The sequence below is a fragment of the Saccharospirillum sp. MSK14-1 genome (genome assembly GCF_003054965.1).
In the GTDB taxonomy this organism is placed as follows: domain Bacteria; phylum Pseudomonadota; class Gammaproteobacteria; order Pseudomonadales; family Natronospirillaceae; genus Saccharospirillum.
Genome location: NZ_MIES01000033.1, coordinates 336439 through 360792, shown reverse-complemented (window position 1 = coordinate 360792; position 24354 = coordinate 336439). Strand labels below are relative to the sequence as shown.

Annotated in this window: 23 protein-coding genes and 1 riboswitch; of the genes, 7 read left to right on the top strand and 16 right to left on the bottom strand. The window is 56.4% G+C overall.

Features of this window, described 5'->3' with window-relative positions; all coding sequences use genetic code 11:
• Nucleotides 1-23: 23 nt before the first annotated feature.
• Nucleotides 24-1694, bottom strand: a complete 1671-nt coding sequence (locus tag BGP77_RS10575; RefSeq protein WP_108164703.1) for a glutamine--tRNA ligase/YqeY domain fusion protein — start codon at nt 1692-1694, stop codon at nt 24-26.
• Nucleotides 1695-1848: 154 nt separating this feature from the next.
• Here BGP77_RS10575 and BGP77_RS10570 point away from each other — a divergent pair, with 154 nt between their 5' ends.
• Together BGP77_RS10570 and BGP77_RS10565 are read left to right on the top strand one after the other, a co-directional pair.
• Nucleotides 1849-3780 carry a DNA topoisomerase III gene (locus BGP77_RS10570; RefSeq protein ID WP_108164702.1) on the top strand — a complete coding sequence of 644 codons (1932 nt, stop codon included), beginning with the start codon at nt 1849-1851 and terminating at the stop codon, nt 3778-3780.
• A gap of 72 nt (nt 3781-3852) precedes the next feature.
• A complete protein-coding gene (locus BGP77_RS10565) occupies nt 3853-4827 on the top strand; it encodes a quinone oxidoreductase (protein WP_108164701.1) in 975 nt (324 codons plus the stop codon).
• Between the two features lie 64 nt (nt 4828-4891).
• Here BGP77_RS10565 and BGP77_RS10560 read toward each other — a convergent pair whose 3' ends face one another.
• On the bottom strand, nt 4892-7102 hold the full coding sequence (locus BGP77_RS10560) for a glycoside hydrolase family 3 C-terminal domain-containing protein (protein WP_108164700.1): 2211 nt from the start codon (nt 7100-7102) through the stop codon (nt 4892-4894).
• 80 nt (nt 7103-7182) lie between these two features.
• Nucleotides 7183-7506 carry a hypothetical protein gene (locus BGP77_RS10555; RefSeq protein WP_108164699.1) on the bottom strand — a complete coding sequence of 108 codons (324 nt, stop codon included), beginning with the start codon at nt 7504-7506 and terminating at the stop codon, nt 7183-7185.
• 309 nt (nt 7507-7815) lie between these two features.
• Between BGP77_RS10555 and BGP77_RS10550 the strand changes: the two genes are divergently transcribed.
• Nucleotides 7816-8499, top strand: coding sequence for a glutathione binding-like protein (locus BGP77_RS10550; RefSeq protein WP_108164698.1), 684 nt, complete (start codon nt 7816-7818; stop codon nt 8497-8499).
• Nucleotides 8500-8561: 62 nt separating this feature from the next.
• Here the strand turns inward: BGP77_RS10550 and BGP77_RS10545 are convergent, their stop codons facing one another.
• Both BGP77_RS10545 and BGP77_RS10540 read right to left on the bottom strand, forming a co-directional pair.
• Complete coding sequence (locus BGP77_RS10545) at nt 8562-8792, bottom strand: hypothetical protein (protein ID WP_108164697.1); 231 nt, start codon at nt 8790-8792, stop codon at nt 8562-8564.
• A gap of 3 nt (nt 8793-8795) precedes the next feature.
• The gene (locus BGP77_RS10540; RefSeq protein WP_108164696.1) at nt 8796-9371 is read right to left on the bottom strand and encodes a phosphoribosyltransferase; all 576 of its coding nucleotides are present in this window, start codon (nt 9369-9371) and stop codon (nt 8796-8798) included.
• Between the two features lie 66 nt (nt 9372-9437).
• On the opposite strand from BGP77_RS10540, the gene BGP77_RS10535 reads away from it, so the two are divergent.
• Complete coding sequence (locus tag BGP77_RS10535) at nt 9438-10034, top strand: phosphoribosyltransferase (protein ID WP_108164695.1); 597 nt, start codon at nt 9438-9440, stop codon at nt 10032-10034.
• Here the strand turns inward: BGP77_RS10535 and BGP77_RS10530 are convergent.
• The 5 genes from BGP77_RS10530 to thiB all read right to left on the bottom strand — a co-directional run bounded on the left by BGP77_RS10530 (nt 10027) and on the right by thiB (nt 15496).
• Nucleotides 10027-10557 carry a thioesterase family protein gene (locus tag BGP77_RS10530; protein ID WP_108164694.1) on the bottom strand — a complete coding sequence of 177 codons (531 nt, stop codon included), beginning with the start codon at nt 10555-10557 and terminating at the stop codon, nt 10027-10029. The genes BGP77_RS10535 and BGP77_RS10530 overlap by 8 nt on opposite strands.
• Nucleotides 10558-10659: 102 nt before the next feature.
• Nucleotides 10660-12183, bottom strand: a complete 1524-nt coding sequence (locus BGP77_RS10525; protein WP_304572213.1) for a methyl-accepting chemotaxis protein — start codon at nt 12181-12183, stop codon at nt 10660-10662.
• A gap of 102 nt (nt 12184-12285) precedes the next feature.
• A complete protein-coding gene (locus BGP77_RS10520) occupies nt 12286-13011 on the bottom strand; it encodes an ATP-binding cassette domain-containing protein (RefSeq protein WP_108164692.1) in 726 nt (241 codons plus the stop codon).
• A complete protein-coding gene (locus BGP77_RS10515; RefSeq protein WP_108164691.1) occupies nt 13004-14509 on the bottom strand; it encodes an ABC transporter permease subunit in 1506 nt (501 codons plus the stop codon). Before BGP77_RS10515 ends, BGP77_RS10520 begins: the two co-directional genes overlap by 8 nt.
• A gap of 3 nt (nt 14510-14512) precedes the next feature.
• Nucleotides 14513-15496 carry a thiamine ABC transporter substrate binding subunit gene (gene thiB / locus BGP77_RS10510; protein WP_108165945.1) on the bottom strand — a complete coding sequence of 328 codons (984 nt, stop codon included), beginning with the start codon at nt 15494-15496 and terminating at the stop codon, nt 14513-14515.
• A 111-nt stretch (nt 15497-15607) separates the two neighbouring features.
• Nucleotides 15608-15706: riboswitch (TPP riboswitch) on the bottom strand.
• A gap of 76 nt (nt 15707-15782) precedes the next feature.
• Between thiB and BGP77_RS10505 the strand changes: the two genes are divergently transcribed.
• Entirely contained in the window at nt 15783-16571 is a 789-nt protein-coding gene (locus tag BGP77_RS10505; protein ID WP_108164690.1) for a phosphotransferase, read from the top strand.
• A gap of 5 nt (nt 16572-16576) precedes the next feature.
• Here BGP77_RS10505 and ltaE read toward each other — a convergent pair whose 3' ends face one another.
• Nucleotides 16577-17605 carry a low-specificity L-threonine aldolase gene (ltaE, locus tag BGP77_RS10500; RefSeq protein WP_108164689.1) on the bottom strand — a complete coding sequence of 343 codons (1029 nt, stop codon included), beginning with the start codon at nt 17603-17605 and terminating at the stop codon, nt 16577-16579.
• 99 nt (nt 17606-17704) lie between these two features.
• On the opposite strand from ltaE, the gene tpx reads away from it, so the two are divergent.
• A complete protein-coding gene (tpx, locus tag BGP77_RS10495) occupies nt 17705-18202 on the top strand; it encodes a thiol peroxidase (protein ID WP_108164688.1) in 498 nt (165 codons plus the stop codon).
• 51 nt (nt 18203-18253) lie between these two features.
• Here the strand turns inward: tpx and BGP77_RS10490 are convergent, their stop codons facing one another.
• Entirely contained in the window at nt 18254-18736 is a 483-nt protein-coding gene (locus BGP77_RS10490) for a peptidylprolyl isomerase (RefSeq protein ID WP_108164687.1), read from the bottom strand.
• 104 nt (nt 18737-18840) lie between these two features.
• On the opposite strand from BGP77_RS10490, the gene BGP77_RS10485 reads away from it, so the two are divergent.
• Nucleotides 18841-19686: a CPBP family intramembrane glutamic endopeptidase gene (locus tag BGP77_RS10485; RefSeq protein WP_108164686.1), complete on the top strand. Its 846-nt coding sequence runs from the start codon at nt 18841-18843 to the stop codon at nt 19684-19686.
• Here the strand turns inward: BGP77_RS10485 and BGP77_RS10480 are convergent.
• Genes BGP77_RS10480 through BGP77_RS10465 form a run of 4 tightly spaced genes read right to left on the bottom strand, consistent with a single transcriptional unit; the run spans nt 19683 to nt 24352 of the window.
• Nucleotides 19683-20591 (bottom strand): DMT family transporter, encoded by a 909-nt coding sequence (locus BGP77_RS10480; protein WP_108164685.1) that lies wholly within the window; start codon nt 20589-20591, stop codon nt 19683-19685. The two genes, BGP77_RS10485 and BGP77_RS10480, sit on opposite strands and share 4 nt — an antisense overlap.
• Nucleotides 20592-20623: 32 nt before the next feature.
• Nucleotides 20624-22210, bottom strand: coding sequence for an ABC transporter ATP-binding protein (locus tag BGP77_RS10475; protein ID WP_108164684.1), 1587 nt, complete (start codon nt 22208-22210; stop codon nt 20624-20626).
• Between the two features lies 1 nt (nt 22211).
• Complete coding sequence (locus BGP77_RS10470) at nt 22212-23243, bottom strand: ABC transporter permease (protein ID WP_108164683.1); 1032 nt, start codon at nt 23241-23243, stop codon at nt 22212-22214.
• Entirely contained in the window at nt 23240-24352 is a 1113-nt protein-coding gene (locus tag BGP77_RS10465; protein WP_108164682.1) for a microcin C ABC transporter permease YejB, read from the bottom strand. Before BGP77_RS10465 ends, BGP77_RS10470 begins: the two co-directional genes overlap by 4 nt.
• Nucleotides 24353-24354 lie beyond the last annotated feature (2 nt).

Here is a 24354-nt window from a genome sequence, read left to right as displayed (position 1 = left end):
CAGGGGAAATTGCTGATCAATTTTTATACTTTCCGAGTCCAGGTTTCCTTCAGACCAATGGTCTTGTTAAACACCAGTTTGCCGCTGCCGCCTTCGTAGCGATCGAGCACGAAATAGCCCTCACGCTCAAACTGGAACGCCGCTTCCTGGGCCGCTTCAGCCAAACTAGGCTCAACCACGCAGCCGGTCAGGGTCGCGAGCGATTCGGCATTGATGTACTGCATAAAATCATCACCGCCGCGATCCGGGGTTTCATGATCGAACAAGCGATCATAAAGGCGCACTTCCGCTGGCAGGCCTTCGCTGGCCGAGACCCAGTGGATAACGCCGCGCGGGCGAACGCCTTCTGGCGCATCCGCACCCACGGTGCCTGCCACCGCGGTGGCGCGTATCTCGACAATCTCACCGCTATCGTCTTTGATCACTTCGTCGGCCTGAATGATGTAAGCGTTGCGCAGCCTTACCCATTCGCCCAAAACCAATCGCTTAAATTTCTTGCGCGACAGGCTGGAATCCTCATTGAAGTCAGAACGGTCGATATAGATTTCACGGGTAAACGGCAATTCACGTTCGCCCAGATCACTGCGGTTCGGGTGACCTGGCGCCGTGAACACTTCGCGATGGTTATCCGGCAAGTTGGTCAGCACCACCTTCAACGGATTCAACACGGCCATGGCGCGCGGCGCGTTGTCGTTCAGGTCTTCGCGAATGGCGTGGTCGAGCATGCCCAGATCGACCACGCCACCGGCACGGCTGGTGCCGACCATATCGGCGAAATGACGCAAAGCCGCCGGCGTGATACCGCGGCGACGCATGCCACTGATGGTCGGCATACGCGGGTCGTCCCAACCGTCGACCACCCCTTCATCCACCAGACGCTTCAATTTGCGCTTAGACGTCACTGTGTAGTTAACATTCAAGCGCGCAAATTCGTACTGATGCGGCACCGCTGGTACCGGCAATTTTTCGATAAACCAGTCATAGAGCGGACGGTGATCTTCGAATTCCAGCGTACAGATGGAATGCGTCACGCCTTCCAATGCATCCGACTGGCCGTGAGCGAAATCGTAACTCGGGTAGATGCACCAGGTGTTGCCCGTCTGGTGATGCTCTTTGCGACGAATGCGATACAGCACCGGGTCACGCAGGTTCATGTTCGGCGCCGCCATGTCGATTTTCGCGCGCAGCGATTTGGCGCCGTCGTCGAACTCACCGTTTTTCATGCGCTCAAACAGGTCGAGGTTTTCCTCAACACTGCGCTCACGATAGGGGCTGTTGCGACCCGGCTCGGTCAGGGTGCCACGGTACTCGCGGGCCTCTTCACCGCTGAGATCGCAGACATACGCATCACCCTGTTTGATCAATGCCACCGCCCAGTTGTACAGCTGGTCGAAATAATCAGAGGTGTATTTTTCTTTGCCCACCCAATCAAAACCGAGCCATTGAATGTCGGCTTTGATGGAATCGATGTATTCCTGCTCTTCCTTTTCCGGGTTGGTGTCGTCAAAACGCAGATTGCAGACGCCGCCAAATTGCTCGGCCAGACCGAAATTAACGCAGATGGATTTGGCATGACCAATGTGCAGATAACCATTGGGCTCTGGTGGAAAGCGGGTCACGATTTTATCGTGCTTACCACTTTTCAGGTCGTCTTCGATCAGGGTGGCGAGAAAGTTGGACGGCTTGTCACTCATCAGAATGCGGACTCCGGAAATCACTCGGCAGGAGAATGGGGTGTGCCAAACCGGCGATTATACCGGTTTGGGCAGCGCTGAGTAGGGGCCGCACCTTGCACTGTGCCAAGCGAAACAATACTGTATATCCATCCATATCCTGATCACTGACACCATGCGCTTATTCATTGCCGAAAAACCCAGCCTCGGGCGCGCCATTGCCGCTGCCCTGCCCGGTCAGCAAAAGCGCGAGGACGGCTGCGTCTACGTCGGCGATACAGTGGTCACCTGGTGCATCGGCCACTTGCTGGAACAAGCCGAGCCGGACGCCTACGACCCGGCTTTCAAGCAGTGGTCATTCAATACCTTGCCGATTGTGCCGGACCAGTGGCAATACCAAACGAAACGACAAACCGCCAAACAGCTCGCGGTGGTACGCCGGCTGGTGAAACAAGCGGACCAACTCATCCATGCGGGCGACCCGGACCGAGAAGGTCAGTTACTGGTCGACGAAGTGCTGCACTTTTTAAACGTGCCCAAAAGCAAACTCGACCGCACCCAACGCTGCCTGATCAATGATTTGAACCCGAGCGCGGTTAAGCGCGCGCTCGATAACCTGCAACCCAATCGTGATTTCCAGCCCCTGTCGGTCTCGGCACTGGCGCGGGCAAGAGCGGACTGGTTATACGGCATCAACCTGACTCGGGCCGTGACACTGGGCGGCCGCAATGCCGGTTATCAGGGCGTGTTATCCGTCGGCCGGGTACAGACACCGGTTCTGGGTTTGGTGGTGGAACGGGATCGTGCCATCGACGCCTTCACCCGTCGTCCTTACTACGAAGTCTGGGCGCAACTGCAAACCAAGACCGGCGAACACTTTGCTGCCCAATGGCAACCGAGCGAGGCCTGCGAAGCCTGGCTGGATGACGACGGCCGCAACCTGTCACGACCGCTGGCTGAACATGTGATGAAAACCGTGCAAGGACAGGACGGTGAAATCACCACAGCCAGTGCCACCACCAGCAACCAGAATGCGCCACTGCTGCCAAGCCTGTCTCACTTACAGATGGACGCTAACAAGGTGTTTGGCTTCAGCGCGCAACGCGTGCTCGACCTGGCGCAGAGCCTGTATGAAAAACATCAGGCCATCACCTACCCGCGCTCCGATTGCCGATATTTGCCCAATGAACACCATGCCCAGGCCGATCAAGTAACGACGGCGATTCGCGCCAGCCTGAGCTCATTAAACGATCACCGCCTCGACGCCGCCTGGTCGCAACTGAACCTGCGGCAAAAAAGCCGCGCCTGGAATGACGCCAAGGTTGGTGCGCACCACGCCATTATTCCCACCGGTAAAACCGTCAAACGGCTCAGTGAGGATGAGGCAAAAATTTATTATCTGGTCAGCCGCGCCTATGTAGCCCAGTTTCTTCCCGCCTGGCAACGCCGCGAGCAGAAAGTTGAACTGCGCCTGGCCGGCGGCTTGTTCCGTGCACAGGCCAAGCAAACGTTAGAAGCCGGTTGGAAGGTCTTGTTTCCCAGCAAAAACGATGACGCCGAGACGACTTTGCCCACCGTTCATAAAGGCGATTCAGTTCATTGCGACCAGGCTGACATTCGCGAAAAAGAAACCCAGCCACCAAAGCCGTTTACGGAAGCCACCTTGCTCGCGGCCATGACCGGCATCAGTCGTTTCGTGGCTGACACTGAACTGAAAAAAGTGCTCAAAGAAACCGACGGTCTGGGAACCGAAGCCACCCGAGCCAGCATTTTAGAAGTGTTGTTTAAGCGCGGTTTTTTGCGACGCCAGGGTAAAGCAGTGCACGCCACTGAGGCGGGCCAGGCACTGATTAACGCTCTGCCGGAAAGCCTGACCCTGCCCGACCGAACCGCACGCTGGGAATCGATTCTGAGTGACATTGCCAGCGGCGAGGCCGCTTATGACACCTTAATGCAGCCGTTGATCGGCGAGTTACAGAATCTGATCGGCACGCTGCGTTCCTGGCAACCTGCGGGGCTGGCGGGTCTGGGCAAACCGCCGCGGCGTGGGCGACGAAAACCAGCTCGTGGCAAAGCCACACAGGGTCGTCGACGCAAGGCCGGGTGATGATGGCGCCGCAACCGAGTAAACTGCTGTCATCGTTCACAGAACAAAAAACCCATCGGTTCAGGAGAAGTCATGACTCACGCCATCCGCATTCACAAAAACGGCGGCCCAGAAGTCTTCAGTTGGGAAGACATTCAGGTCGGCGATCCCGGTCCGGGCGAAGTCCGCATCCAACAAACAGCGGTCGGTTTGAATTACATCGATGTCTATTTCCGCACCGGTCTGTATCCCACCGCTGAGTTTCCCGCCATTCTCGGTCAGGAAGCCGCGGGCATCGTCGAAGCCGTCGGCAGCGGTGTGACCGGATTAAAAGAAGGCGACCGAGTGGCCTATCCGATGTGTCCGGGCGCTTATGCGCAAGCCCGACTGATTCCAGCGGATAAATTGCTCAAACTGCCCGATACCATCAGCGACCAGACCGCGGCGGCCATGATGCTCAAAGGTCTGACTGCCCATTATTTGCTGTACCGGACTTACCTGGTCAAAGCCGGTGATCCCATTCTGGTGTATGCCGCGGCTGGCGGTGTGGGCCAAATTCTGACTCAGTGGGCCAAACAATTGGGCGCGGTGGTGATTGGCTGCGTCGGCTCGGCCGATAAAGGCGAACTGGCTAAAGCCGCTGGCGCCGATCACATCATCAATTACAGCGAAGAAAACATCGCCGAACGCGCCCGCGAATTGACCGGCGGCGAAGGTGTTGCCGCCGCCTACGATTCCATTGGTAAAGCGACCTTCGAGGCGTCACTCGATGCGCTGCGTCCGTTCGGTGTGTTGGCGTCGTACGGCAATGCCACCGGCCCGGTCGATCCGTTCAGCCCGGGCATTCTGGCCCCCAAGGGGTCGCTCTATGTCACCCGGCCAACGCTCGCTACTCACATCAGCACGCGGGCACTGCTCGAAGAAGGCGCCGAACGCTTGTTCGATGTGGTGAGTCGTGGCGATGTCACCATTCACGTTAACCAGACCTACGCCCTAAAAGAGGTTGCCCAGGCGCATCAGGATCTGGAAGCGCGTAAAACCACCGGCTCGACCGTTCTGCTGCCGTAAGAGTTGCCCATAAAAAAGCCCCCGTCGAAACGCTTCGGCGGGGGCTTTTTTTCGTCCGTCTGATTTAACTCAGGCGTTCGAACGTCGCGGTCAGTTCCTGCAGTGTTTGCTCAGCCTCGGCCTGGCTAAAACCCATCTGCGGGATAAAATCGATCAACTGCGGAATCGGGAAACCCAGCGCAATGCCATACATCTGATGGTCGCTGTTAAAACCGAGGCGATCAAAAATGCTTTGCATGGTCGCTTGCGTGCGGCTGTCGTTCAGCCAATCGGCCACGGTGTCCGTCAGGTCCGGCAAGATCCGCACTTCGGTATCGGATTCGATGTCCACCCAGAGGGTCGCGCGAATATCACGTGACGAGACACCGATGCGCAATTCAAAGCGGCCACTTTCCTCAGCAAACCGGCCCAGATGAGGGATAAAATAGGCAAAGGCATGCGCGTCCAGATCGATGCTCACGGTCTTCGATTGTCCCGCTTCCAGATACACTTTCGCAAAACCTTTCAGTTCGTGCACCGGGCGTCGGTACGTACTTTGCTGATCGTGGATATACAGCTGAACAACCTCCGCACCGGCACAATCACCCACATTGGTCACGGTAACACTCACCCGACGTGCATTGGCGTCGAATGTCGGTTCAGACAGATCAAAGCGGGTATAACTCAAACCATGACCAAAGGGATACTGCACGGGCAGTTCTTTAGTGTCGTAGTAACGATAACCGGTGAACAAACCTTCGCTGTACTCGACGGTTTCTTTAGTGCCCGGGAAGGTCTCGAACGTCGGATTATGTTCCAGACGCAACGGGAAACTTTCACTCAGTTTGCCCGATGGGTTAGTCTCGCCAAACAGCAATCGCGCCAGCGCTTCGCCGCCACCCTCGCCCGGCAACCAGGCCTGCAACAGAGCAGGCACCTCGGCTTCAAACTGACGAGTTTCCACCGCAGAACCCGCGTGCAACACGACGATCAGGTTTTTATTGGCCGCGGCCACCGCCTTGATCAATTCAATGTGATCGGGCGCCAGTTTCATGTCGGCGCGGTCGAAGCCTTCGCTTTCCATGGCATCGGTGGTACCGGTCAGCAAGACCACCGCATCCGCTTCGCTCGCTAACGCGACCGCTTCGTTTTTCTGGGCATCGCTGACGCTCATTTCGGTGTAACCCGGCGCGAAATCAATTTCTGCGCGGGCACCGATGGCGCTCAATGCATCACTCAATTGGCGGGCATTCATGTGCGAGCTGCCGCCGCCCTGGAAACGTGGATGCTGAGCAAAATCACCAATCACGGCCAGGCGCTGGCTGCTCTTCAGCGGCAACTGCTGTTGATCGTTTTTCAGCAGCACAGCACTTTCAGCAGCCAACTGAACGGCGATTTCGTGGTGCGCCTTCCAGTCGGGCGTCACTGTACGGCGGTTATCGAGACTGCGATTGATCAGTTCCAGCACACGCAACGCGTGCTCATCCAGAACACTGCTTGGTAACTCACCACTGGCCAGTGCCGCCAGCAACTGCTCATCACGCTCAGCCGGGCCGGGCATTTCCAAATCCAGACCGTTCAGGTGAGAAGCAACCTTGTCTTTCACCGCCACCCAATCGGACATCACCAGGCCTTCGTAGCCCAGTTGATCGCGCAAAATGCGTTGCAGTAAATCCGGAGATTGGCAGGCGTGCGGGCCGTTAACGCCGTTGTATGCGCCCATCACCGTCCACGGGTTCGCTTCGCGAATGGCTTTGGCAAACGGCTCAACGTAAAGCTCCTGCAACGTCCGTTCGTCAATTTCAGCGTTGATTAAAAAACGACGGGTTTCCTGCTCGTTACCCGCAAAATGCTTGATGCACGCGCCAACACCCTGGCTCTGCAAACCATTAACGAAAGCGGCGGCCATGGCACCGGTGTGGAAAGGATCTTCAGAAAAATATTCGAAATTTCGACCGCCCAAGGGAGTACGCTTGCCGTTTAAGCCCGGACCCAGCAAAACGGACACACCCAGCGCCTGGCATTCATCGCCAATCGCCGCGGCGGCCTGACTCATCAGTTCCGTGTTCCAGCTCGCGCCCATGGCCGCTTCAACCGGAAACACCGTGGCCGGTTCTGCGCTGCCATCCAGCGTCGAAGAGTGGCTCAGGCGCACGCCATGAGGACCGTCCGTCAGGGTAACGGCAGGAATGTCCAGGCGCTCGATGCCATGCAGATGCCAGGCATCCAGACCACACAAGAGTTGCACTTTTTCTTCAGGCGTCAACTGCGCCAGGATGGCTTTAGGATCAAACACCGGTCACTCCCATCGGACAAATTCGGGCGCGGATTGTAACCGGTTTCAGGCGGGGGTGACAGCCTGGACAAACCGATCAGCTAGCTGGCTGAACTCGCCTTGCGCTGCCGCGCTTCCAGGTAAAGCGGCATTTTGCCTTCGTCTTCATAACAGGGATCGCCGTCTTCGATGCGAATGATCTTGGCACCGGGTACGTAAGGAATACTGGATTCCACTTCCAGCAAAGCGCTGTGTACTAAATCAGCCATCACCCGCTCAATGGGCTGATCGTAAACCTCAGCCAACGCCTCCAACTTGGCTCGATCAGAACGGCTCATCTGAATCTCGGTCGACACCAGTTGCTGCCGTTGGCGTCGGTTCTCTTCCCACTGATTCAGTATCCGGCTGAAACGCTGATTGACCATACTTTCCTCCTGACTGGAAACTTAGCGGCTCAATTCATTGAGCTATCCTGACTAAGCAACCTCTTTGCCAGGCCGTTTTTTTCAACCCTGAGTCTGGTTAAGCCCTGAAGCCCCATCAACCTGGTGGCCAAGGCAGTGCGCCTCGCCAGGTTGTGCGCCATGGCAGTGCAGTCAGGTTACGCATGGAAGGCTTTCAGATTCACTGATCAAGTTGCTCAGTTATTTTGCAAGCTCCGGTGGCCGCTTGCGCTTGTGGCGCTGTACATTGACCCCATCAAGGTCGCTTAACAGTCATCACTGGAGTCATTCATGTCTGCCTTTCCAAAACGTTGGTCGGTTGAAAATCCGGACGTTCTGCAACTGTATTCACTGGCCACACCGAACGGTCAGAAAATCGGCATCATGCTCGAAGAAAGTGGTTTGCCGTACGAAGCTCATACCGTCAACATCATGAACGACGAGCAGTTCGACGAGGATTACCTCAAGCTCAACCCGAACAACAAGATCCCTTCGATCATCGATCCCAACGGCCCAGACGGAAAACCGCTGCAGCTGATGGAGACCGGCGCCATCCTGATTTATCTGGCCGAGAAAACCGGTCGCTTCCTGCCGACCGATCCGGCGCGTCGTCTGGAAACACTGCAATGGTTGTTCTTTCAAACCGCGCACATCGGTCCAATGCTGGGGCAGTTTGGTCACTTCTATAAATTCGCCGCCGACAAGAGCGATGCCTATTCCAAAGAACGCTTTACCAGCGAAAGCCGTCGCTTGCTGGGCGTGCTGGATCAGCGTCTGGAAGGTCGGGAATGGATCATGGGTGATGAGTTGACCATCGCTGATATGGCCATCGCCCCCTGGATCAAGTGCATCGATTTCTACGAAGGTCACGACGTGCTGAACACCGCCGAGTTCAAACATGTGATGGACTATTGTGAACGGTTTTATGCGCGGCCAGGCGTACAGGCCGGTGCTGCCGTTTGCGCCATTCGTTGATCGCAGGCATTCACCACAAGACTGCGGTTAGCGCAGCCTTGTGGTGACCCGTACTGTCGCGATCAACCATTCGCGAATAAGGGGAAAATGCCGAAAATAAACGCCAGTGGCACCGCCATCAGAATGGCGGGCAACCACTGCTGGCGGATGTGCCAGAGGCTGTACACCAGTGCCATCGGCGGCAGCAGTACCACGATCCCCCAGGCCATTGACTGGCGGAAGGCTTCGGTCAGCGCCAGCGTATAGCCGACGATAAAAACCACCAACGGCACATAAAACAACAGCAACAACATCAATCAGTTCTCGGTCTTAGGCAGATGAGGCGCCAGAATGGCGTAGAGCTCGGGCCGGTTGTCTCGAATTTCTTCGGCCGTTAATCCTTCCAGTGAATGCGGGTATTTCAGCCAGGCTTCGGTTTCGTGCACGAAGTAATCCGGCACCCGGCCGGTTTCATTGCGCGAGGGTTTGTAATACGGCACCGCCACCCGAATATCATGCGGAGTGTTGAGGCGCGCACGCGCTTTGATGTCATCGATGATGGCTTCAACTGATCGGCCGGTATCAAAGACGTCATCAACGATCAGCAGCGCATCATCGTGGGTGATGTGCTTAATCAGATAGTCCAAACCCAGCACCTTAACCGAACGGCTCTGATTATCGATGCCACTGTAGGACGCGGTACGAATAGCGATGTTGTCGGTATGCACACCGTGATAATCGAGAAATTCCTGCACCGCCGCGCCCATGGGCACGCCACCGCGCCAGACAGCGATCATAAAGGTCGGCCGAAAACCGGAGTTCAGCACCTGAGCAGCCAAGCGAAAGCTGTCTTCGAGCAGGCCCTGAGCACTGAGGTATTGTTTTTTCACCATGGCGAGGTTAGCGTCCAAAACATTGCAGTGAGCAATAGTCCCCAAAGCAGACCCGACTGGCAACCCATGATGCACCCCGATCACGATCGTCCCAAACGTTACCTTGATGAAGCTGAACTGATTCGCGACGCCTTTCGCCTGGGCGTACAAATTTATGAAAGCGGTTTCCGACCCAACTTTATTGTCGGCTTATGGCGGGGTGGCAGCACCGTCGGCATCTATGTGCAGGAATGTTTGCAGACGCTTGGCGTGAACACCGACCACACGTCATTGCGCACATCCTATCAGGGCATGACGCGCTATGCCGATATGGTGGCCGCACCACAAAGTCGTATTCGAGTACACGGCACCCAGTACTTGCTGGAAAACCTGAATGCCGATGATCGATTGCTCATTGTCGACGACGCTTTCGGTACCGGTCACAGCCTGGCGGCGGTGCTGGAACGACTGAACCGTCACTTAAAGCGCAATATGCCCTCGGACACACGACTGGCCACACTGTACGAACGCCCGTCAGCCAACCAAACCGGTGTGCGGCCGGATTACAGCCTGCACCAAAGCGAAGACTGGCTGGTGTTTCCCTATGAAATGAATGGCCTCAGTCGCGACGAAATCGACCGTGAAAAACCCTACCTGACCGACATTCTTAACAGCGTCAGCTAAAGCTCTGACGTTTCGCCGCGAGCGTTGCCTTCCAGTCGGCTACTGCCTCGGTTTCCGGGGGTGAGCTCAGCGCCAGGCCTTGATCGGCAAAGACCGCATCGAGGCCTTTCACCTTACCGTTTTTTAAAATCGCAACGCGTGCGTGGCCGACGCTGAACAGTTGATCGCCACTGTAAAACCGCTGTTCGAAGTAACCGTATTTTTCATCCCAGCACACCAGTTGCACGCGCGCGTCGACGCGACTGAACGGACGGAATTCACGGATGTAGGTCATTTCCTGCGCATTGAGTACCGCCCGATACCCTTCTTTGAGGTAAGCCGAGCCCATACCGGTATCAATAATCCAACGCGTGCGGCATAAGTCGCCAAAGGAAAAGTAGCGTGCCGCGGTTAAATGAATATTGATATCCATATCATGCGGCCAAACACGAAAGCGCATCTGAATAGGCGCTAAGGGATCTGCATTTTTGCGCCGAAAAACAGCGCTCAGCAACAACAAAAACAACCGACCTATCAAATTCATAACACTTGCCTAAAACCGAGTCCGGCGCATCCTGACGCTGCGATGCAGGCAAGGCAAACTCTGAAGGTCATTACCAACCCAAGGTTCACAATGGCAACGGAATCAATCGCTTTTATAGCCGATTCGGAAACCGCCCCAATGTTTCCCCGCCACATAAATGGGCGCGGAGACGTCATGCATGACCTCGCCGGTATCACGCTTATAGGTTTGCAACAGGAAGGGTTCTTCGTGGCTGCCGCAGCGTTTACCCGTACGGTCGGTAAAGATGCGTTTGGTGCGGTTACCGGCAACATCGGTGTCGTAATCGCCGGTTAATGGCTGACAGAATTTGTTGTTATGAGTGGGAAAGTATCCGTTCACATCAACGGCACCGGCATAGATGGCATCGTCGTTTTCATCCAGCACGGGTTCCTGGATGGGCGGAAAGAGTTGATCGGTCAAATCGTCAAACGGGCTTTTGTGTTTGATCGGGTCAGTGCCATCAATCGGTGTGTACTCAAAGCGAAATAAGTCGTCTTCGCTGATATGACCGGCCTCAATGGCGCTTTCCAAAACAGCGCCAATATCGGCAGCGGCATTGACGGCGGCGCGCGCCAACTGAGTGTGGCGATCATCAATGTCGTAGTGCCGCAATTGCACAAAAATGCCTTCCACCCGCTCGCTGAGTGCGAGAATCCGACTGGAGGCTTCGCCAATGGAGTGTTCGATCGATTTCATTGACCCGTGCAGGTGTTCAATATCGGAGCTGATGCCTTGGCTGTCTTTGCTCACCGCTGTTTGCAGGTCGGCCATGGCGTGAACGGTATCGCGCGCCTGCGTCATGCCATCGGCCACACCCGACAAACGTTCGCCAATACCGTTGAGCGCTTCATCGAGCTCAGCATCGACGCTGAGCAACGCATCCATGGCGGTCTTAGTCTGATCGGTGCATTCGCTCATGCCACCCAGCAACCGTCCGATGGTGTCCGTCGCATCGGCCGTCTGCCGCGCTAACTGCCGAACTTCATCGGCGACCACTGCAAAGCCTCGACCATGATCGCCTGCGCGCGCCGCTTCGATGGCCGCATTCAATGCCAGCAAGTTGGTTTGGTCTGCGACCTTGTGGATGGTCCCCAGAATATCGCCGATGGCGGCCGACTCTTCCTGCAACCGATCGATCTGTTGCTGGCAGGCGTTCAATTGATCGCGCTGCCCGGCTCGCGCCTGCTCCACAAGGGTCATGCGCTCCTGACCGTCCAACGCCAGTGATTGCGCATCATCGACGCGCGCATTGGCGTCGTCCATGGCGCCGCTCATGCCTTGGGCAGCGCCCTCCAGTCCTTCGACGCGCTCCGCCAGAGCGCCAGCAACCCGTTGTTGCTCAACCAGGTGTTTTTGAATGCCGTCGAGAAAATGAGAGGCGTCTGCTGATTCAATGGCGATGCGGCTGGCCGCCTGACCGATTTGCGCGGGTGATGCTTCGTCGTCTACCGACCAGTCGGCCGAACGGGCAACGGCGTTTTGCCTGCGCCTGGGCAGCTTCCAGAAAGCCAGCGCCAAAACGCCAGCGGCCACTCCTGGCCAAGGCGTACCCGGCCAGTAAACGGATGCCGCTGCAATAGCAAGGCTGGCGCTGATCAATAACACGCCGAATCCCACTTGGCTTACCACAGTCTTATTATTGTTATGGTTGATTCCGTTCATACTGCGACCTTTTTAGCGCAGATTAACAGTCGTTAACGAATCAGCTTATTCGACTTTTTGGGGGTTCGCCAGCGACTGTCCCAATAGGGTGTCGAACGCGCCCTGGCTGCGTTTTTGCTCGAATTCGGCCAGACTGAGATTCAACCACTGTTCGCTTTCCAGGCCGAGCAAAACGTGATCGGTAGCATCGAGCATTTCATCCAGATGATGGGTCACCAGAAGGACCGTACTGCCCTGCTCACGCTGAATGTCACGCACCCAGGTCAACCCTTCCTGGCGCAAAGCCGGGTCCAGCGATGAAAAAGGTTCATCCAGCAACAACACCGGCTTGCGTTGTAAAAATACCCGAGCCAGGGCGACACGCTGTTGTTGGCCGCCACTGAGTTGATCGGGCCGCCTGGCCAATAATCTTTGCAGTTCAAAGCGTTGCGCTGCCTGTTCCAGATAGGCCTGTTGCGAGTCGGTTAACCGGCCGCTGGGGTTCATGCCCAGGGCCAGATTCAACTCGACACTGAGATGATCAAACAGGTTGTTGGCCTGAAACAGCACGCCGAAGGGCCGCTGCGCTACCGGCAGACTGGATAGGTGCTGGCCCTGCCACAAGACGTCACCACCGGTGGGTTCGTGCAAGCCGCACAGCAGGTTCAACAAGGTTGACTTGCCCAGACCGCTGGCCCCGATCACCGCCATTAATGAACCCGCAGGCAGTTGAAAATCCCAGTGGAACCGGCTCTCGCCCAGACGGGCGTTCAAACGTCTGACTTCAAGCACGACGGCCTCCCCGAGCCCACTCGGCCAATAACAACAGCGCCGCACAGAGTACCAGCAACAGCATCATCAGTTGCGCTGCCAGCGTCATTTGGTAACTGCCCATGGATTGGTAAATCAACAGCGGCAAGGTGATAAAATCCACCTGACCGACCAAGGCCGCCACACCCATATCGCCCAGACTGAGCACCGCGGCCAGCGCCAGTGCCCAGAACACAACCGGGCGCAATAACGGCCAGTAAATCAATCTGACAGCCGTTGGGGTCGATAAACCCAGTACCCGGGTCAGACGCTGGTATTGCTGATGCGCGGCTAGTGCGCGGGCGCGCAACGGTTGAATGATCAGCGGCATGGCCATCAACGCATTGATCCAGATGATCAGCGGCCAGGTCGCCTGCTTGGCCCAACCCAGCCGTAAACACAGTAAAAACAAACCGGTGGTCAGTACCATGGCAGGAATCACCAACACGCCGAAATTCAGCCAGCGCGAGCGATCTTTACCACGCACCGGTATACACCGGGTCAACGCCAGGACAACCGCGCAGACGGCACTGCACACAGCAATCCCCAGACTGGTCTGCAAGGCCGCTAACAGGCGTGCCGACCAATACCAGTCATCGCGCAGCGCCCGACCCAGCAACGCCAGATAAGGCGCCAGCAACAACACCAGCAAGGTGACAATGGCCAGCCATTGCACAGCTTTGGGTGGACGTCCGGCCGAGCGGACAGGCAGGCGGGCCGCTTCCATATTGAGCACGTTGCCACGGCCCAGCGCCGCGATGGCGGTGAGTGCAACAGCGCCATGAATGACGGCATACAACGCCGCTGCCCGCGCATCAAAGTCGTATTTCAGCGCCTGATACACCGCCACTTCCAGATTGGTATTAGCCGGCCCGCCGCCGAGCGTCAGGATCACCGTGAACGAACTGAAACACAGCAACGCTTCAAGCACGAACACCGGCCCTGAGGCCGCCCGCAGTACCGGCCACTCCAGCCGACGTAAGCGCTGCCAAGGGCTTAAGCCAAGCACCTGAGCCAGGCGCAACTGGTGATCGGGAATCTGGCTGAGACGATCCCACAACAGACGAATAGCAAAAGGCAGATTCATCGCCAGGTGCGCAATCAAGATGCCATCAAGGCCGTAAATACTGCCCGGCAACGCCAGCCAGCCTTCACGTCCGAACAGCGCCACCACGCCAAGCACGACGGCCAGCACCGGCAACACAAAAGCCAGATTCAGAAACCCTGCCAACGCCCACTGACCGCGGAATGGTCGCTGTGCCAAAGCCCAGGCAAAGGGCCAGGCAAGCAACACGGACAGCCCGGCTGAGAGCACCGCCTGATAAAGGGAGAACCAGAGTAAGCGCCCCAGATAGGCGTCAAAATAGATCGCCCAATCCAGACCGCGCCCGGGATGGAGCACCATGCCCAGGGCGGCCAGCAGCAGCGTCAGCCCAAGCAGAGCCGCACCGAGATAGCGATAGGCCGACGCTGCCGTCATCGGTTATTGGCTCGCTGCGTTACGCCATTCGCGCAACCAGGCGCGGCGGTTATCCGCCACCTCGGCGCTGTCGAACATCAGCGTTTGCGGCTTCACCATCTGCTCGAACGATGCCGGGGCATCAGCGCTGTCGAGCACGGGCCACATCCAGTTGGTGCCCGGCAGAACATCCTGCGCCGGCTTGCTGATCAGATAAGCAAGAAAATCGCGTGCCAGATCGAGTTGATCGGACGACGCCAGAGCCGCCGCAACTTCGATCTGGGCGTAGTGACCTTCTGCAAAAATGGCCGCCTGATAGCGATCGGTGTCTTCAGCGGTGATGTGATAGGCCGGTGAGGTGGTGTAGCTGAGCACCATGTCGCTCTCGCCTTCCTGGAACAGGGCGTACGCTTCACTCCAGCCCGGCGTCACGGTGACGACGTTGTGTTGCAGCGCCTGCCAGGCGTCGGCCGCGTCATCGCCAAACACTGACTTCATCCACAACATCAAACCTTGACCGGGCGTGGACACGCGCGGGTCCTGATAAATGATCGACACGTCAGAATCGTAGACCAGCTCTTCCAGTGAGCTGGGCACCTGCGCAACCTTGGTTTGGTCATAGACAAAGGCAAAGTGGCCGTAGTCGTATGGCACGAAGGCATCATCGTGCCATTCGTACGGCAAATCGAGACCCGACAAATCGACGCCGTGCTCAGCCAGCACGCCCAATTCACGAGTCTCGGAAATCAACGCATCGTCCAGGCCCAGAATGATGTCAGCGTCGCTGTTACTGCCTTCCAGACGCAACCGGTTCAGCAAGGCGACACCGTCTTCGAGCCCGATAAACTCCACATCACAGCCACACTCAGCTTCAAAGCCGGCTTCGATTTGCGGGCCCGGGCCCCATTCGGTGTTGAACGATTCATAGGTGTAGATGGTCAGTGGATCCGCCAAAACGGGAGCGGTCAGCAGTGGCAAGGCAGCCAAGAAGCGTGTATTCAGTTTCATCATGCATCCGGTTCAATTGTCGTGAGTGAACAATTACCGGCGTACAAACAGCACCTGGCGAATGGCCGTCAGACTGTTTGCTGGGGGATCAGGTTGAAGCAGGATTGCGCAAAGGCAGATCGTCTCAACTCCCTACGCCAGCATTAACTGGTTCAGGTTCGACGGGTCAGTCTCAGCCACCATTAACGGGCGGCACCCCGGCGAGAACGCTCGCCATTCTACTGATGTCGCCAGCGATGTCCAAATTCTGCAACAATGCGCCCCTTTGATCGGTAAGGAATCGCAAATGGAACTGGCGCTATTTCAGGCCTTGGAACAGGTGGGTGAACGATTGCCAAACGCACTGGCGGCCGAACGCTGGCCGGGCGGTTTGTGCAACCGTCTGTTTCGGGTAACCACCGACACAGGCCACTACGCTTTGCGCCTGAATCACCCTGATTCCGAGCGACTGGGTATTGATCGTCAGCGAGAACAACAACTATTGATTACCCTCGCCGATCAACCATGGGCGCCAACCCCGCTCTCTGTTCAGGATCACTGGTTACTCACGCCCTGGTATGACGGCGCTTCCCCCGCTCAGGGTGCGCACACCGATCTGGCCTGGTTAACCACGGCGTTAATGGCCGTGCAATCCATCGAGATCAGCGGAGAGCCACTGAACATTGCGGATCAGATTCGACACCTGCATGACTACCCCAACACCTTGCCGCCGGCTTTCTCCCAAGCCGTGCTGAAACACTGCAACGACTATCAACTCCCCGCGCAGCTGACGTTGTGCCACCACGACTGGCACCCTGGCAATCTGGCGGTTACGGAGTCGGGCTGGGTTTTGCTCGATTGGGAATTCGCCGCCCTGGGCGATCCGGCGATGGACCTGGCGGCGGTATGCAGTGGTTTTGACCTCAGCGAGGCTCAGAGTTTGCAACTGGCCGACGTACTCGACATCCGCAACGATCGGTTGCAACAGGCACGAGCGATGATGTCAGCGCTCGCCATCGTCTGGTACAGCGCCAACCCAGGGCTCGCGCCCGCCGGCGCACCAGACGCAGACGACTGGCTGGTGCGCTGGGGCTAAACCGCTTAAGCGGCGTTCAGATGCGCGCCAATGCGTTCAATCACCGTCGACAACGCCGCGTCATCGATACCCAAATGAGTAACCAGACGAATGCGCTGGCCGCCCGCGATCAGCAAACCGGCTTCGGCCAGTGCCGCTTTCAGCGCGTCACCTGTGGCGGCACTGTCGAGCGTTAGAAACGCCATATTGGTATGAGCAATCGTCGACTGAACGCGCGGCAACCCTGCCAGCGCCTGTGCCAATTCGGCGGCGCGACGATGATCATCAGCCAGACGCTCAACGTGGTGATCCAGCGCATAATCAATCGCCGAGGCAAAAATACCCGCCTGACGCAAACCGCCACCCACCATCTTGCGCCAGCGCCGGGCGCGTTGAATCAAGTCATGCGAACCAACCAATACCGACCCTATCGGCGCCCCCAGGCCTTTAGAGCAGCATAAACTGACCGAGTCGAACGGCTCAGCCAAGGTGCGCAGCGACTGACCCGTCGCTACCGACGCATTAAACAAACGCGCGCCATCCAGATGCAGCGACAACCCATGGCGGTCCACCAGGGCTCGCGCTTGCTGAGTGTATCCGTCGGGCAATACCTGACCACCATGGGTGTTTTCCAGCGCCAACACACGGGTGCGGGCAAAGTGTGGATCGTCCGGTTTGATGTAGGCTTCCACCTCAGCCAGATCGAGGGTGGCATCGCTCTGAACCGTCAAAGGTTGCGGCTGAATACTGCCCAATACCGCTGCGCCACCGGCTTCGTATTTGTAGGTGTGATACTGCTGACCGACGATGTATTCCTCGCCGCGCTGGCAATGCGCCAGCAACGCCACCAGATTGCTCTGCGTTCCGGACGGCAACAATACCGCGGCGGCTTTACCGGTCATGTCCGCCAGTCGTGCTTCGAGTGCATTAACACTCGGATCATCGCCATACACATCATCGCCGACCTCGGCTTGAGCCATCACCTGACGCATGGCATCGGTTGGACGAGTAACGGTATCGCTGCGTAAATCAATGGGGGCGGAACGGGTCGGCATGCTCAGACTCCTGGCGGGTAAAAGCGCATTTTACCATTGCATTTAGCGAGTTTCGCCCCACTTGAGGCTGGGCAACCTGATCAATCTCAAGGAGACCTCATGGCTGAGATTACACTGCAAGGCAACCCGATCCATACCAGCGGCGACCTGCCAGCCACTGGCAGCCAGGCACCCGCCTTTTCGCTGACCAAAACCGATCTGTCTGAGCTGAGCTCCGCCGATCTGTCTGACAAAACGGTAGTCCTGAACATCTTCCCCAGCGTCGACACGCCCACTTGCGCGGCTTCTGTGCGTCGTTTCAACGAAGCGCTGAGCCAGCTCGATAACGTAGAAGTATTGTGTGTCTCTGCCGACCTGCCGTTCGCGCAACAACGCTTCTGCGGCGCTGAGGGTTTGGATCGCGTTACACCGGCATCCGCCTTCCGCAGCGACAGCTTCGCTCAGGATTATGGCGTGAAAATCACCGACGGTCCGCTGGCTGGTTTATTGGCCCGTTCGGTTGTGGTGATCAAAAACGGCGAAGTTGTCCACACGGAGCTGGTCGCTGAAACCGCTGACGAACCCAACTACGATGCGGCCTTAAACGCAGCGGCCTGAATCGTACAAAGCGGAATAAAAAAAGGCGCCGATCGGCGCCTTTTTTATGGATCAATGAGCGTGACCACTGGGTCCGTGCACATGACCATGAGCAATTTCTTCCGGTTCAGCCGCGCGCACTTCGATAATCTCAATATCAAAGGTCAGTGTTTTTCCGGCCATCGGATGGTTGGTGTCCACATCAACAAACTTATGGCCAACCTTGGCAACCATCACATGACGCGGGCCTTTATCAGTCTGCACCTGCGCCACCATACCCGGCTTCCAGCGTTTGGCACCACGCAGGTGCTTAATGGGAAGTCGCTGCATGGCATCCGGCCTGCGCTGTCCATAGGCTTTCTCCGGCGCGATGGTGACGCTGAAACTGTCACCGGCATCGCGACCTTCCAGCGCTTCTTCCAGACCGCGGATAATACCGCCATGGCCATGCAGATAGGCGTTGGGTTCGCCACTGCGCGAACTTTCAATATCGTTGCCCTGTTCGTCACTCACACTGTAGTGAAACAGGACCACCTGATTCTTTTCGATCGGCATAGCATTCTCCGCGCCGGTAAGGGTGCGCCATTATAGCCAGCTGCGGCGTTGACTCCAGCCACGGCTGTGGTCAACTGACCCCATTCTTCAACCGGTTCGCAACCATGCTCCCTTTCGCCCTGTTCTACTCATTGGCACTGGTCTTACTCGGTCTGGCGCAACATCATCGGCTGCGCTACGGCGGCGCAGCGTTAGTCTTGTTCGTCGCCGCTCTGATCGGCTATACCGGCTGGGCGTTCTTTGCCGTCGCCCTGAGCTATGTGCTGCTAACCGCCTGGATGCACCTAAAGCCGGCGCCCTTGTGGTTGATGATCGCACGTGGAGTACTGTGGTTTGGGCTCAGCGCCTTGCTGTTTGCGCATGCTGTGCCTGGGTATCAGGGTCTGGTCGTCATTACAGACACGGCCGTGAAGACCAACAGCATCGCCAGCAGCCTGTATTTTAACCATGACAAGGTGTTGGTGGCCTGGTCGCTGATGGCGTTTGTGCCGCTGTTCCGATCCAGCTTGGATACCCGCCCCCTGCCGAACACGGCGCTGACCATCGCTGCCCTGAGTACTGTCACTGCCCTGCCGCTGCTCCTGGCCGCGGCCAGCGGCCTGATCGACTGGCAACCTGCGGTGCCTGCTGTCTTCTGGATATTCGCCTGCGCCAACCTGCTGAATACCTGCTTGGCCGAGGAGCTGCTGTTTCGGGGTGTTGTACAGCGATGGCTGCACCGTCACCTGGGCCCTTGGCCAGCCTTACTGCTGGCAGCCACACTGTTTGGTTTGGCGCATCTGGCCGGAGGCTGGACCTATGTCGCCGTGGTGACCCTGGCGGGACTGGCCTATGGCCTGGCGTATTTATGGACGGGCCGACTGATCTGGTCGGTACTGATGCATTGGCTGTTGAACCTGACGCACCTGCTCCTTTTTACCTACCCGCTGACCGCCCCGCCAGCCCTTTAAAGCGGCGGATCGGTCGGCGTTAATAAATCGGTTTCTGGTCGTCGCAGCGATACCCAGGAATGCACGAAAATAGCACCCATGATGGCCAGGCCGCCTACAAACGTCAGCGGCGAAATGGCTTCATTGAGCACCAGCCACACCCAAACGGGGCCCATCAACGTTTCAATCAACAAGAACAAACTGACTTCGGGCGCTGGCAAGTAACGCGTCGCTTTCATGATCAATACCGAGGCAACCGGCATTTGCAGTAAGCCCATCACCGCCAGCCAACCATAGCTGGATAAACTGAGCGTCAGCGGATCAGAAAAACCTGCGCACAATAACGACGTCACCAAGCCACTGAGCGCCACCACCGGCATCTTTGGCAAATCGGGCAAGCGGCGCAGCAACGTCAGCATCAAACCCATTAACATCGCCAGCAACAAGGCCAAGGCATCACCGAGCCATTGGTCCAACCCAATGGAACCAGCAAAGACAATCAGCACACCCGACATTGCCACGACGATGGCCACCCAGGTGCGTAACGGAATGGTTTCGCGCAATAACAACCAGGAAAACAACGCCGCAAAAAACGACGAAGACGCCAATACAACGACGGCATTCGCCACCGAGGTGTGATTGACACTCAACACAAACAAACTGCTGTTGATGCCGTACAAAAGTGTCACGACCACTGCGGCCAAGCCATGAGCCGCATAAACACGAAATTGTTGTGTGCGACCTGTGATAACGATAAAGGTCGTCATCGCAACGAAAACCAAGGCGCCGCGCCAAAAACCAATGTCATAAGGGGAGGCACCCACCAGCCGGACCAGCAAGGCGTCGAAACTCAAGACCATCACGCCCAGCGCCGCAATCAACACTCCTTTGCGATGGTCGACTAAGGGCGCAGATAACGCATTCATTTGATGATCCTATTCATGGGTGTCGAGACAATTCAGCCAAAGGCGGTATTCAGCAACGCCTGAGTGTACGGATGTTGTGGCTCAGCAAACAGCCTGGATGCGACACCCTGCTCCACCACCTGACCGTCCTTCATCACCAGTATGGAGTGACACAGCGCCTTCACGACTTTCAAATCGTGGCTGATAAACAGATACGCCAAACCGTGATCGGCCTGCAAACGCTTCAGTAACTCAATCACTTGAAACTGCACGGTGCGGTCGAGCGATGACGTTGGCTCATCGAGAATGATAAAACGCGGACGCATCACTAACGCTCGTGCGATCGCAATGCGCTGACGCTGGCCACCGGAAAATTCGTTGGGATAACGAAAGCGTAATTCCGGGTTCAGTTCGACTTCTTCCAACACCCGGATTACTTCACGCTCGCGCTCTTCGGGGGTACCAATCTGATGAATATCCAGCCCTTCGCGAACAATCTGTTCCACGGACAAACGCGGACTCAAACTGCCATAGGGATCCTGAAACACAATCTGCATGGCGCGTCGATAAGGACGCAATTCGGTAGTGTTCAGCGACTGCAAATCCTGACCATCAAAACGCACCTCGCCTTGCGCTGTATTCAAACGTAACAACGCCCGGGCCAGTGTTGATTTACCCGAACCACTTTCACCCACCACACCCAACGATTCACCTTGATGCAAGCGAAAACTGACGTCCTCGACCGCTTTCACATGATCCACCGTGCGACGCAAAATGCCGCGTTGAATCGGAAACCAGACGCGCATTGACTGAGCCTCTAACAGCAACGGCGCATCGTCGTTCAAGGGTGCCGGCGCATCGCCCGGCTCGGCCGCCAACAGCTTCTGAGTGTAAGGATGCCGCGGTTGATCAAACACCTGTCGCGTGGTTCCAACCTCCACCAGGCGGCCGCCTTCCATGACGGCTACCCGATCGGAAAACCGATTTACCAGGGTCAGATCATGGGTAATAAAGAGCACAGTCAACCCCAGCTCTTTTTGCAATCGAGCCAACAATTCCAGGATCTGTGCCTGTATGGTGACATCGAGCGCGGTGGTGGGTTCGTCCGCGATCAACAGTTCCGGTTCGTTCATCAGTGCCAACGCAATCATCACCCGCTGACGTTCACCGCCGGATAACTGATGCGGATAGGCCCGTAACTTTTTCTCGGGTGATTTCAAACCGACCCGTTCCAGCATGGCCTGAGCCTGCTTAACCGCTTCACTGCGACGCACCGGCCGGTGCAGCTCCAGCATTTCCACCAACTGCTTCTCAACCGTGTGCAGCGGGTTCAAAGAGGTCATTGGCTCCTGAAATATAACGCTGATTTTGTCACCGCGTAATCGACGCAATTCGGTGTCACTCATCGAACGGATGGACTGCCCCTTCCATTCAATATCGCCGCTCAAAAACGATAGGGGGGGTTCCGGTAACAATCGTAAAACCGACAAGGCCGTTACGCTTTTACCAGAGCCACTTTCACCCACCAGCGACACCACTTCGCCAGCGTTTAATTCCAGGCTGACTTCGTGCACCACCGGCACGACCTGATCGCCTTGCTTAAAGCCCAACGACAACTGTTTCAGCGCTAACAAACTCATATCAATACGCCTTGCGCGGGTCGAAGGCATCGCGCACGCCCTCGCCGATAAAGATCAACGTGGTGAGCATAAAACCGACGATAAAAAAGGCGGTAAAACCCAGCCAGGGCGCCTGGATATTGGCCTTGCCCTGCGCCAGCAACAATCCCAGCGAGGGTGAACCCGGCGGCATACCGAAACCGAGAAAATCGAGTGAGGTTAAGATGGTGATCGAGCCGGACAGCGTAAACGGCATAAAGGTTAAGGTTGCAACCATGGCATTCGGCAGGATGTGGCGAAACATCAAACGGCCATCGCTCATGCCCATAGCTCGCGCTGCTTGCACGTACTCGAAATTACGCGCTCTTAAAAATTCTGCACGCACGACACCGACAAACCCCATCCAGCCGAATAACAACGTGACTAACAACAACCAGCCAAAACCCGGCGTGACGATGCTCATCAAAATAATCAGGATAAACAGCTGCGGCATGCTGCTCCATATTTCGATAAAGCGTTGCATAAACAGATCGAGCCGGCCGCCATAGAAACCTTGAACAGCACCGGCAGCAATGCCAATCACTGCGGTTATAACAGTGACTGCAAAACCAAATAAGACGGAGATACGAAAGCCATACAACAGATTCGCCACCACATCGCGACCTTTATCGTCGGTACCTAACCAGTTATTCGCCGTCGGCGGACTGGGTGCCGGGCTGGGCAAATCGTAGTTAATGGTGTTGTAGCTGTATGGAATTGGCGGCCATAAAATCCAGCCACTGTCGGCAATTAGTTCGCGCATATAAGGATCGCGGTAGTCGGCTGGCAACTCAAAATCACCACCAAAATCCGTTTCCAAATAGGTGGTTGCCACCGGGAAGTACGGCTGTCCGTCGTACCAAACCAAGAGCGGCTGGTCATTTGCAACCAACTCTGAGGCCATCGACACCACAAAGACAATGCCGAATATCCACAGACTCCACCAAGCCCGGCGATTTGCTTTGAACCGCTGCCAGCGCTGGCGTCCAACGGGCGTCAACTGAAGCCACCTCATGAGCGCGCCTCAAAATCAATCCGCGGATCAACCAGCGTGTAGGTCATGTCACTGACGATGTTCATCACCAAACCCAGCAAGGTAAATACATAAAGCGTGGAAAACATGACTGGATAATCACGCTGCAAGGTGGACTCAAACCCAAGCAGGCCCAACCCATCAAGAGAGAAAATGGTTTCAATCAGCAAAGCGCCACTGAAAAAGATGGCAATAAAAGCGCTCGGAAAGCCGGCGATGATGATCAACATGGCATTGCGAAACACATGCCCATAAAGGATGCGTTTTTCCGTTGCACCCTTTGCCCTGGCGGTCATCACATACTGCTTATGGATTTCGTCGAGAAAGGAGTTCTTGGTCAGCATGGTTAAACCGGCAAAGCCTCCGATTACCATGGCAAAGACCGGCAAGGCCATGTGCCAGAAATAATCCGCAATCTTGCCTAACACACTGAGCTCTTCCCAATTCGATGACGTCAGCCCACGCAACGGAAACCAGTCGAAATAACTGCCGCCAGCAAAGAGAATGATCAACAAAACAGCGAAGAGAAACGAAGGAATAGCGTTCGCAGCGAAAATCACGCCCGACGTCCAGACATCAAACTTCGAGGAGTGCTTAACGGCTTTGCGGATACCCAGCGGAATCGATACCAGATAAATAATCAAGGTCGACCATAATCCCAGGGAGATGGAAACGGGCATACGCTCAACAATCAGATCAACGACTGAACTGCCACGAAACAGGCTGTCGCCGAAATCGAAACGCATGTAATCCCACAGCATGGTGAAATAGCGTTCGTGCAGCGGCCGATCAAAACCAAAGCGTGCTTCGATGGCTTCGATATCTTTCTCGGTCAGGCCGCGGGCACCGCGATAGGAGGAATCGCCGGTGCGGTTGCTGCTGCCGCTGCTTTGCTGATTATTACCAGAGGTATCGCTTTGATTATTGCCGGTCACCCGGTCCAGCATGGAAGCGGTATTACCTTCGAGCTTGGCAATCATCTGATCAACCGGGCCACCAGGCGCGACCTGGATGATCAGAAAGTTAATGGTCACAATCGCCCAAAGCGTCGGAATAACCAGCAACAGCCGGCGTACTAAATAGGCAGTCATAA

Coding starts and splice junctions, on each gene's coding strand:
- BGP77_RS10490 (WP_108164687.1), bottom strand. CDS start 18,736: ATGCCGATCGAAAAGAATCAGGTGGTCCTGTTTCACTACAGTGTGAGT.
- BGP77_RS10555 (WP_108164699.1), bottom strand. CDS start 7,506: ATGGTCAATCAGCGTTTCAGCCGGATACTGAATCAGTGGGAAGAGAAC.
- BGP77_RS10480 (WP_108164685.1), bottom strand. CDS start 20,591: ATGAATGCGTTATCTGCGCCCTTAGTCGACCATCGCAAAGGAGTGTTG.
- BGP77_RS10545 (WP_108164697.1), bottom strand. CDS start 8,792: ATGTTGTTGCTGTTGTTTTATGTGCCGTTGGTGGTTTTTATCGTCGGC.
- BGP77_RS10485 (WP_108164686.1), top strand. CDS start 18,841: ATGCTCCCTTTCGCCCTGTTCTACTCATTGGCACTGGTCTTACTCGGT.
- ltaE (WP_108164689.1), bottom strand. CDS start 17,605: ATGCCGACCCGTTCCGCCCCCATTGATTTACGCAGCGATACCGTTACT.
- BGP77_RS10550 (WP_108164698.1), top strand. CDS start 7,816: ATGTCTGCCTTTCCAAAACGTTGGTCGGTTGAAAATCCGGACGTTCTG.
- thiB (WP_108165945.1), bottom strand. CDS start 15,496: ATGAAACTGAATACACGCTTCTTGGCTGCCTTGCCACTGCTGACCGCT.
- BGP77_RS10575 (WP_108164703.1), bottom strand. CDS start 1,694: ATGAGTGACAAGCCGTCCAACTTTCTCGCCACCCTGATCGAAGACGAC.
- BGP77_RS10565 (WP_108164701.1), top strand. CDS start 3,853: ATGACTCACGCCATCCGCATTCACAAAAACGGCGGCCCAGAAGTCTTC.
- BGP77_RS10465 (WP_108164682.1), bottom strand. CDS start 24,352: ATGACTGCCTATTTAGTACGCCGGCTGTTGCTGGTTATTCCGACGCTT.
- BGP77_RS10530 (WP_108164694.1), bottom strand. CDS start 10,557: ATGAATTTGATAGGTCGGTTGTTTTTGTTGTTGCTGAGCGCTGTTTTT.
- BGP77_RS10470 (WP_108164683.1), bottom strand. CDS start 23,243: ATGAGGTGGCTTCAGTTGACGCCCGTTGGACGCCAGCGCTGGCAGCGG.
- BGP77_RS10570 (WP_108164702.1), top strand. CDS start 1,849: ATGCGCTTATTCATTGCCGAAAAACCCAGCCTCGGGCGCGCCATTGCC.
- BGP77_RS10515 (WP_108164691.1), bottom strand. CDS start 14,509: ATGACGGCAGCGTCGGCCTATCGCTATCTCGGTGCGGCTCTGCTTGGG.
- BGP77_RS10540 (WP_108164696.1), bottom strand. CDS start 9,371: ATGGTGAAAAAACAATACCTCAGTGCTCAGGGCCTGCTCGAAGACAGC.
- BGP77_RS10505 (WP_108164690.1), top strand. CDS start 15,783: ATGGAACTGGCGCTATTTCAGGCCTTGGAACAGGTGGGTGAACGATTG.
- BGP77_RS10535 (WP_108164695.1), top strand. CDS start 9,438: ATGATGCACCCCGATCACGATCGTCCCAAACGTTACCTTGATGAAGCT.
- BGP77_RS10475 (WP_108164684.1), bottom strand. CDS start 22,210: ATGAGTTTGTTAGCGCTGAAACAGTTGTCGTTGGGCTTTAAGCAAGGC.
- tpx (WP_108164688.1), top strand. CDS start 17,705: ATGGCTGAGATTACACTGCAAGGCAACCCGATCCATACCAGCGGCGAC.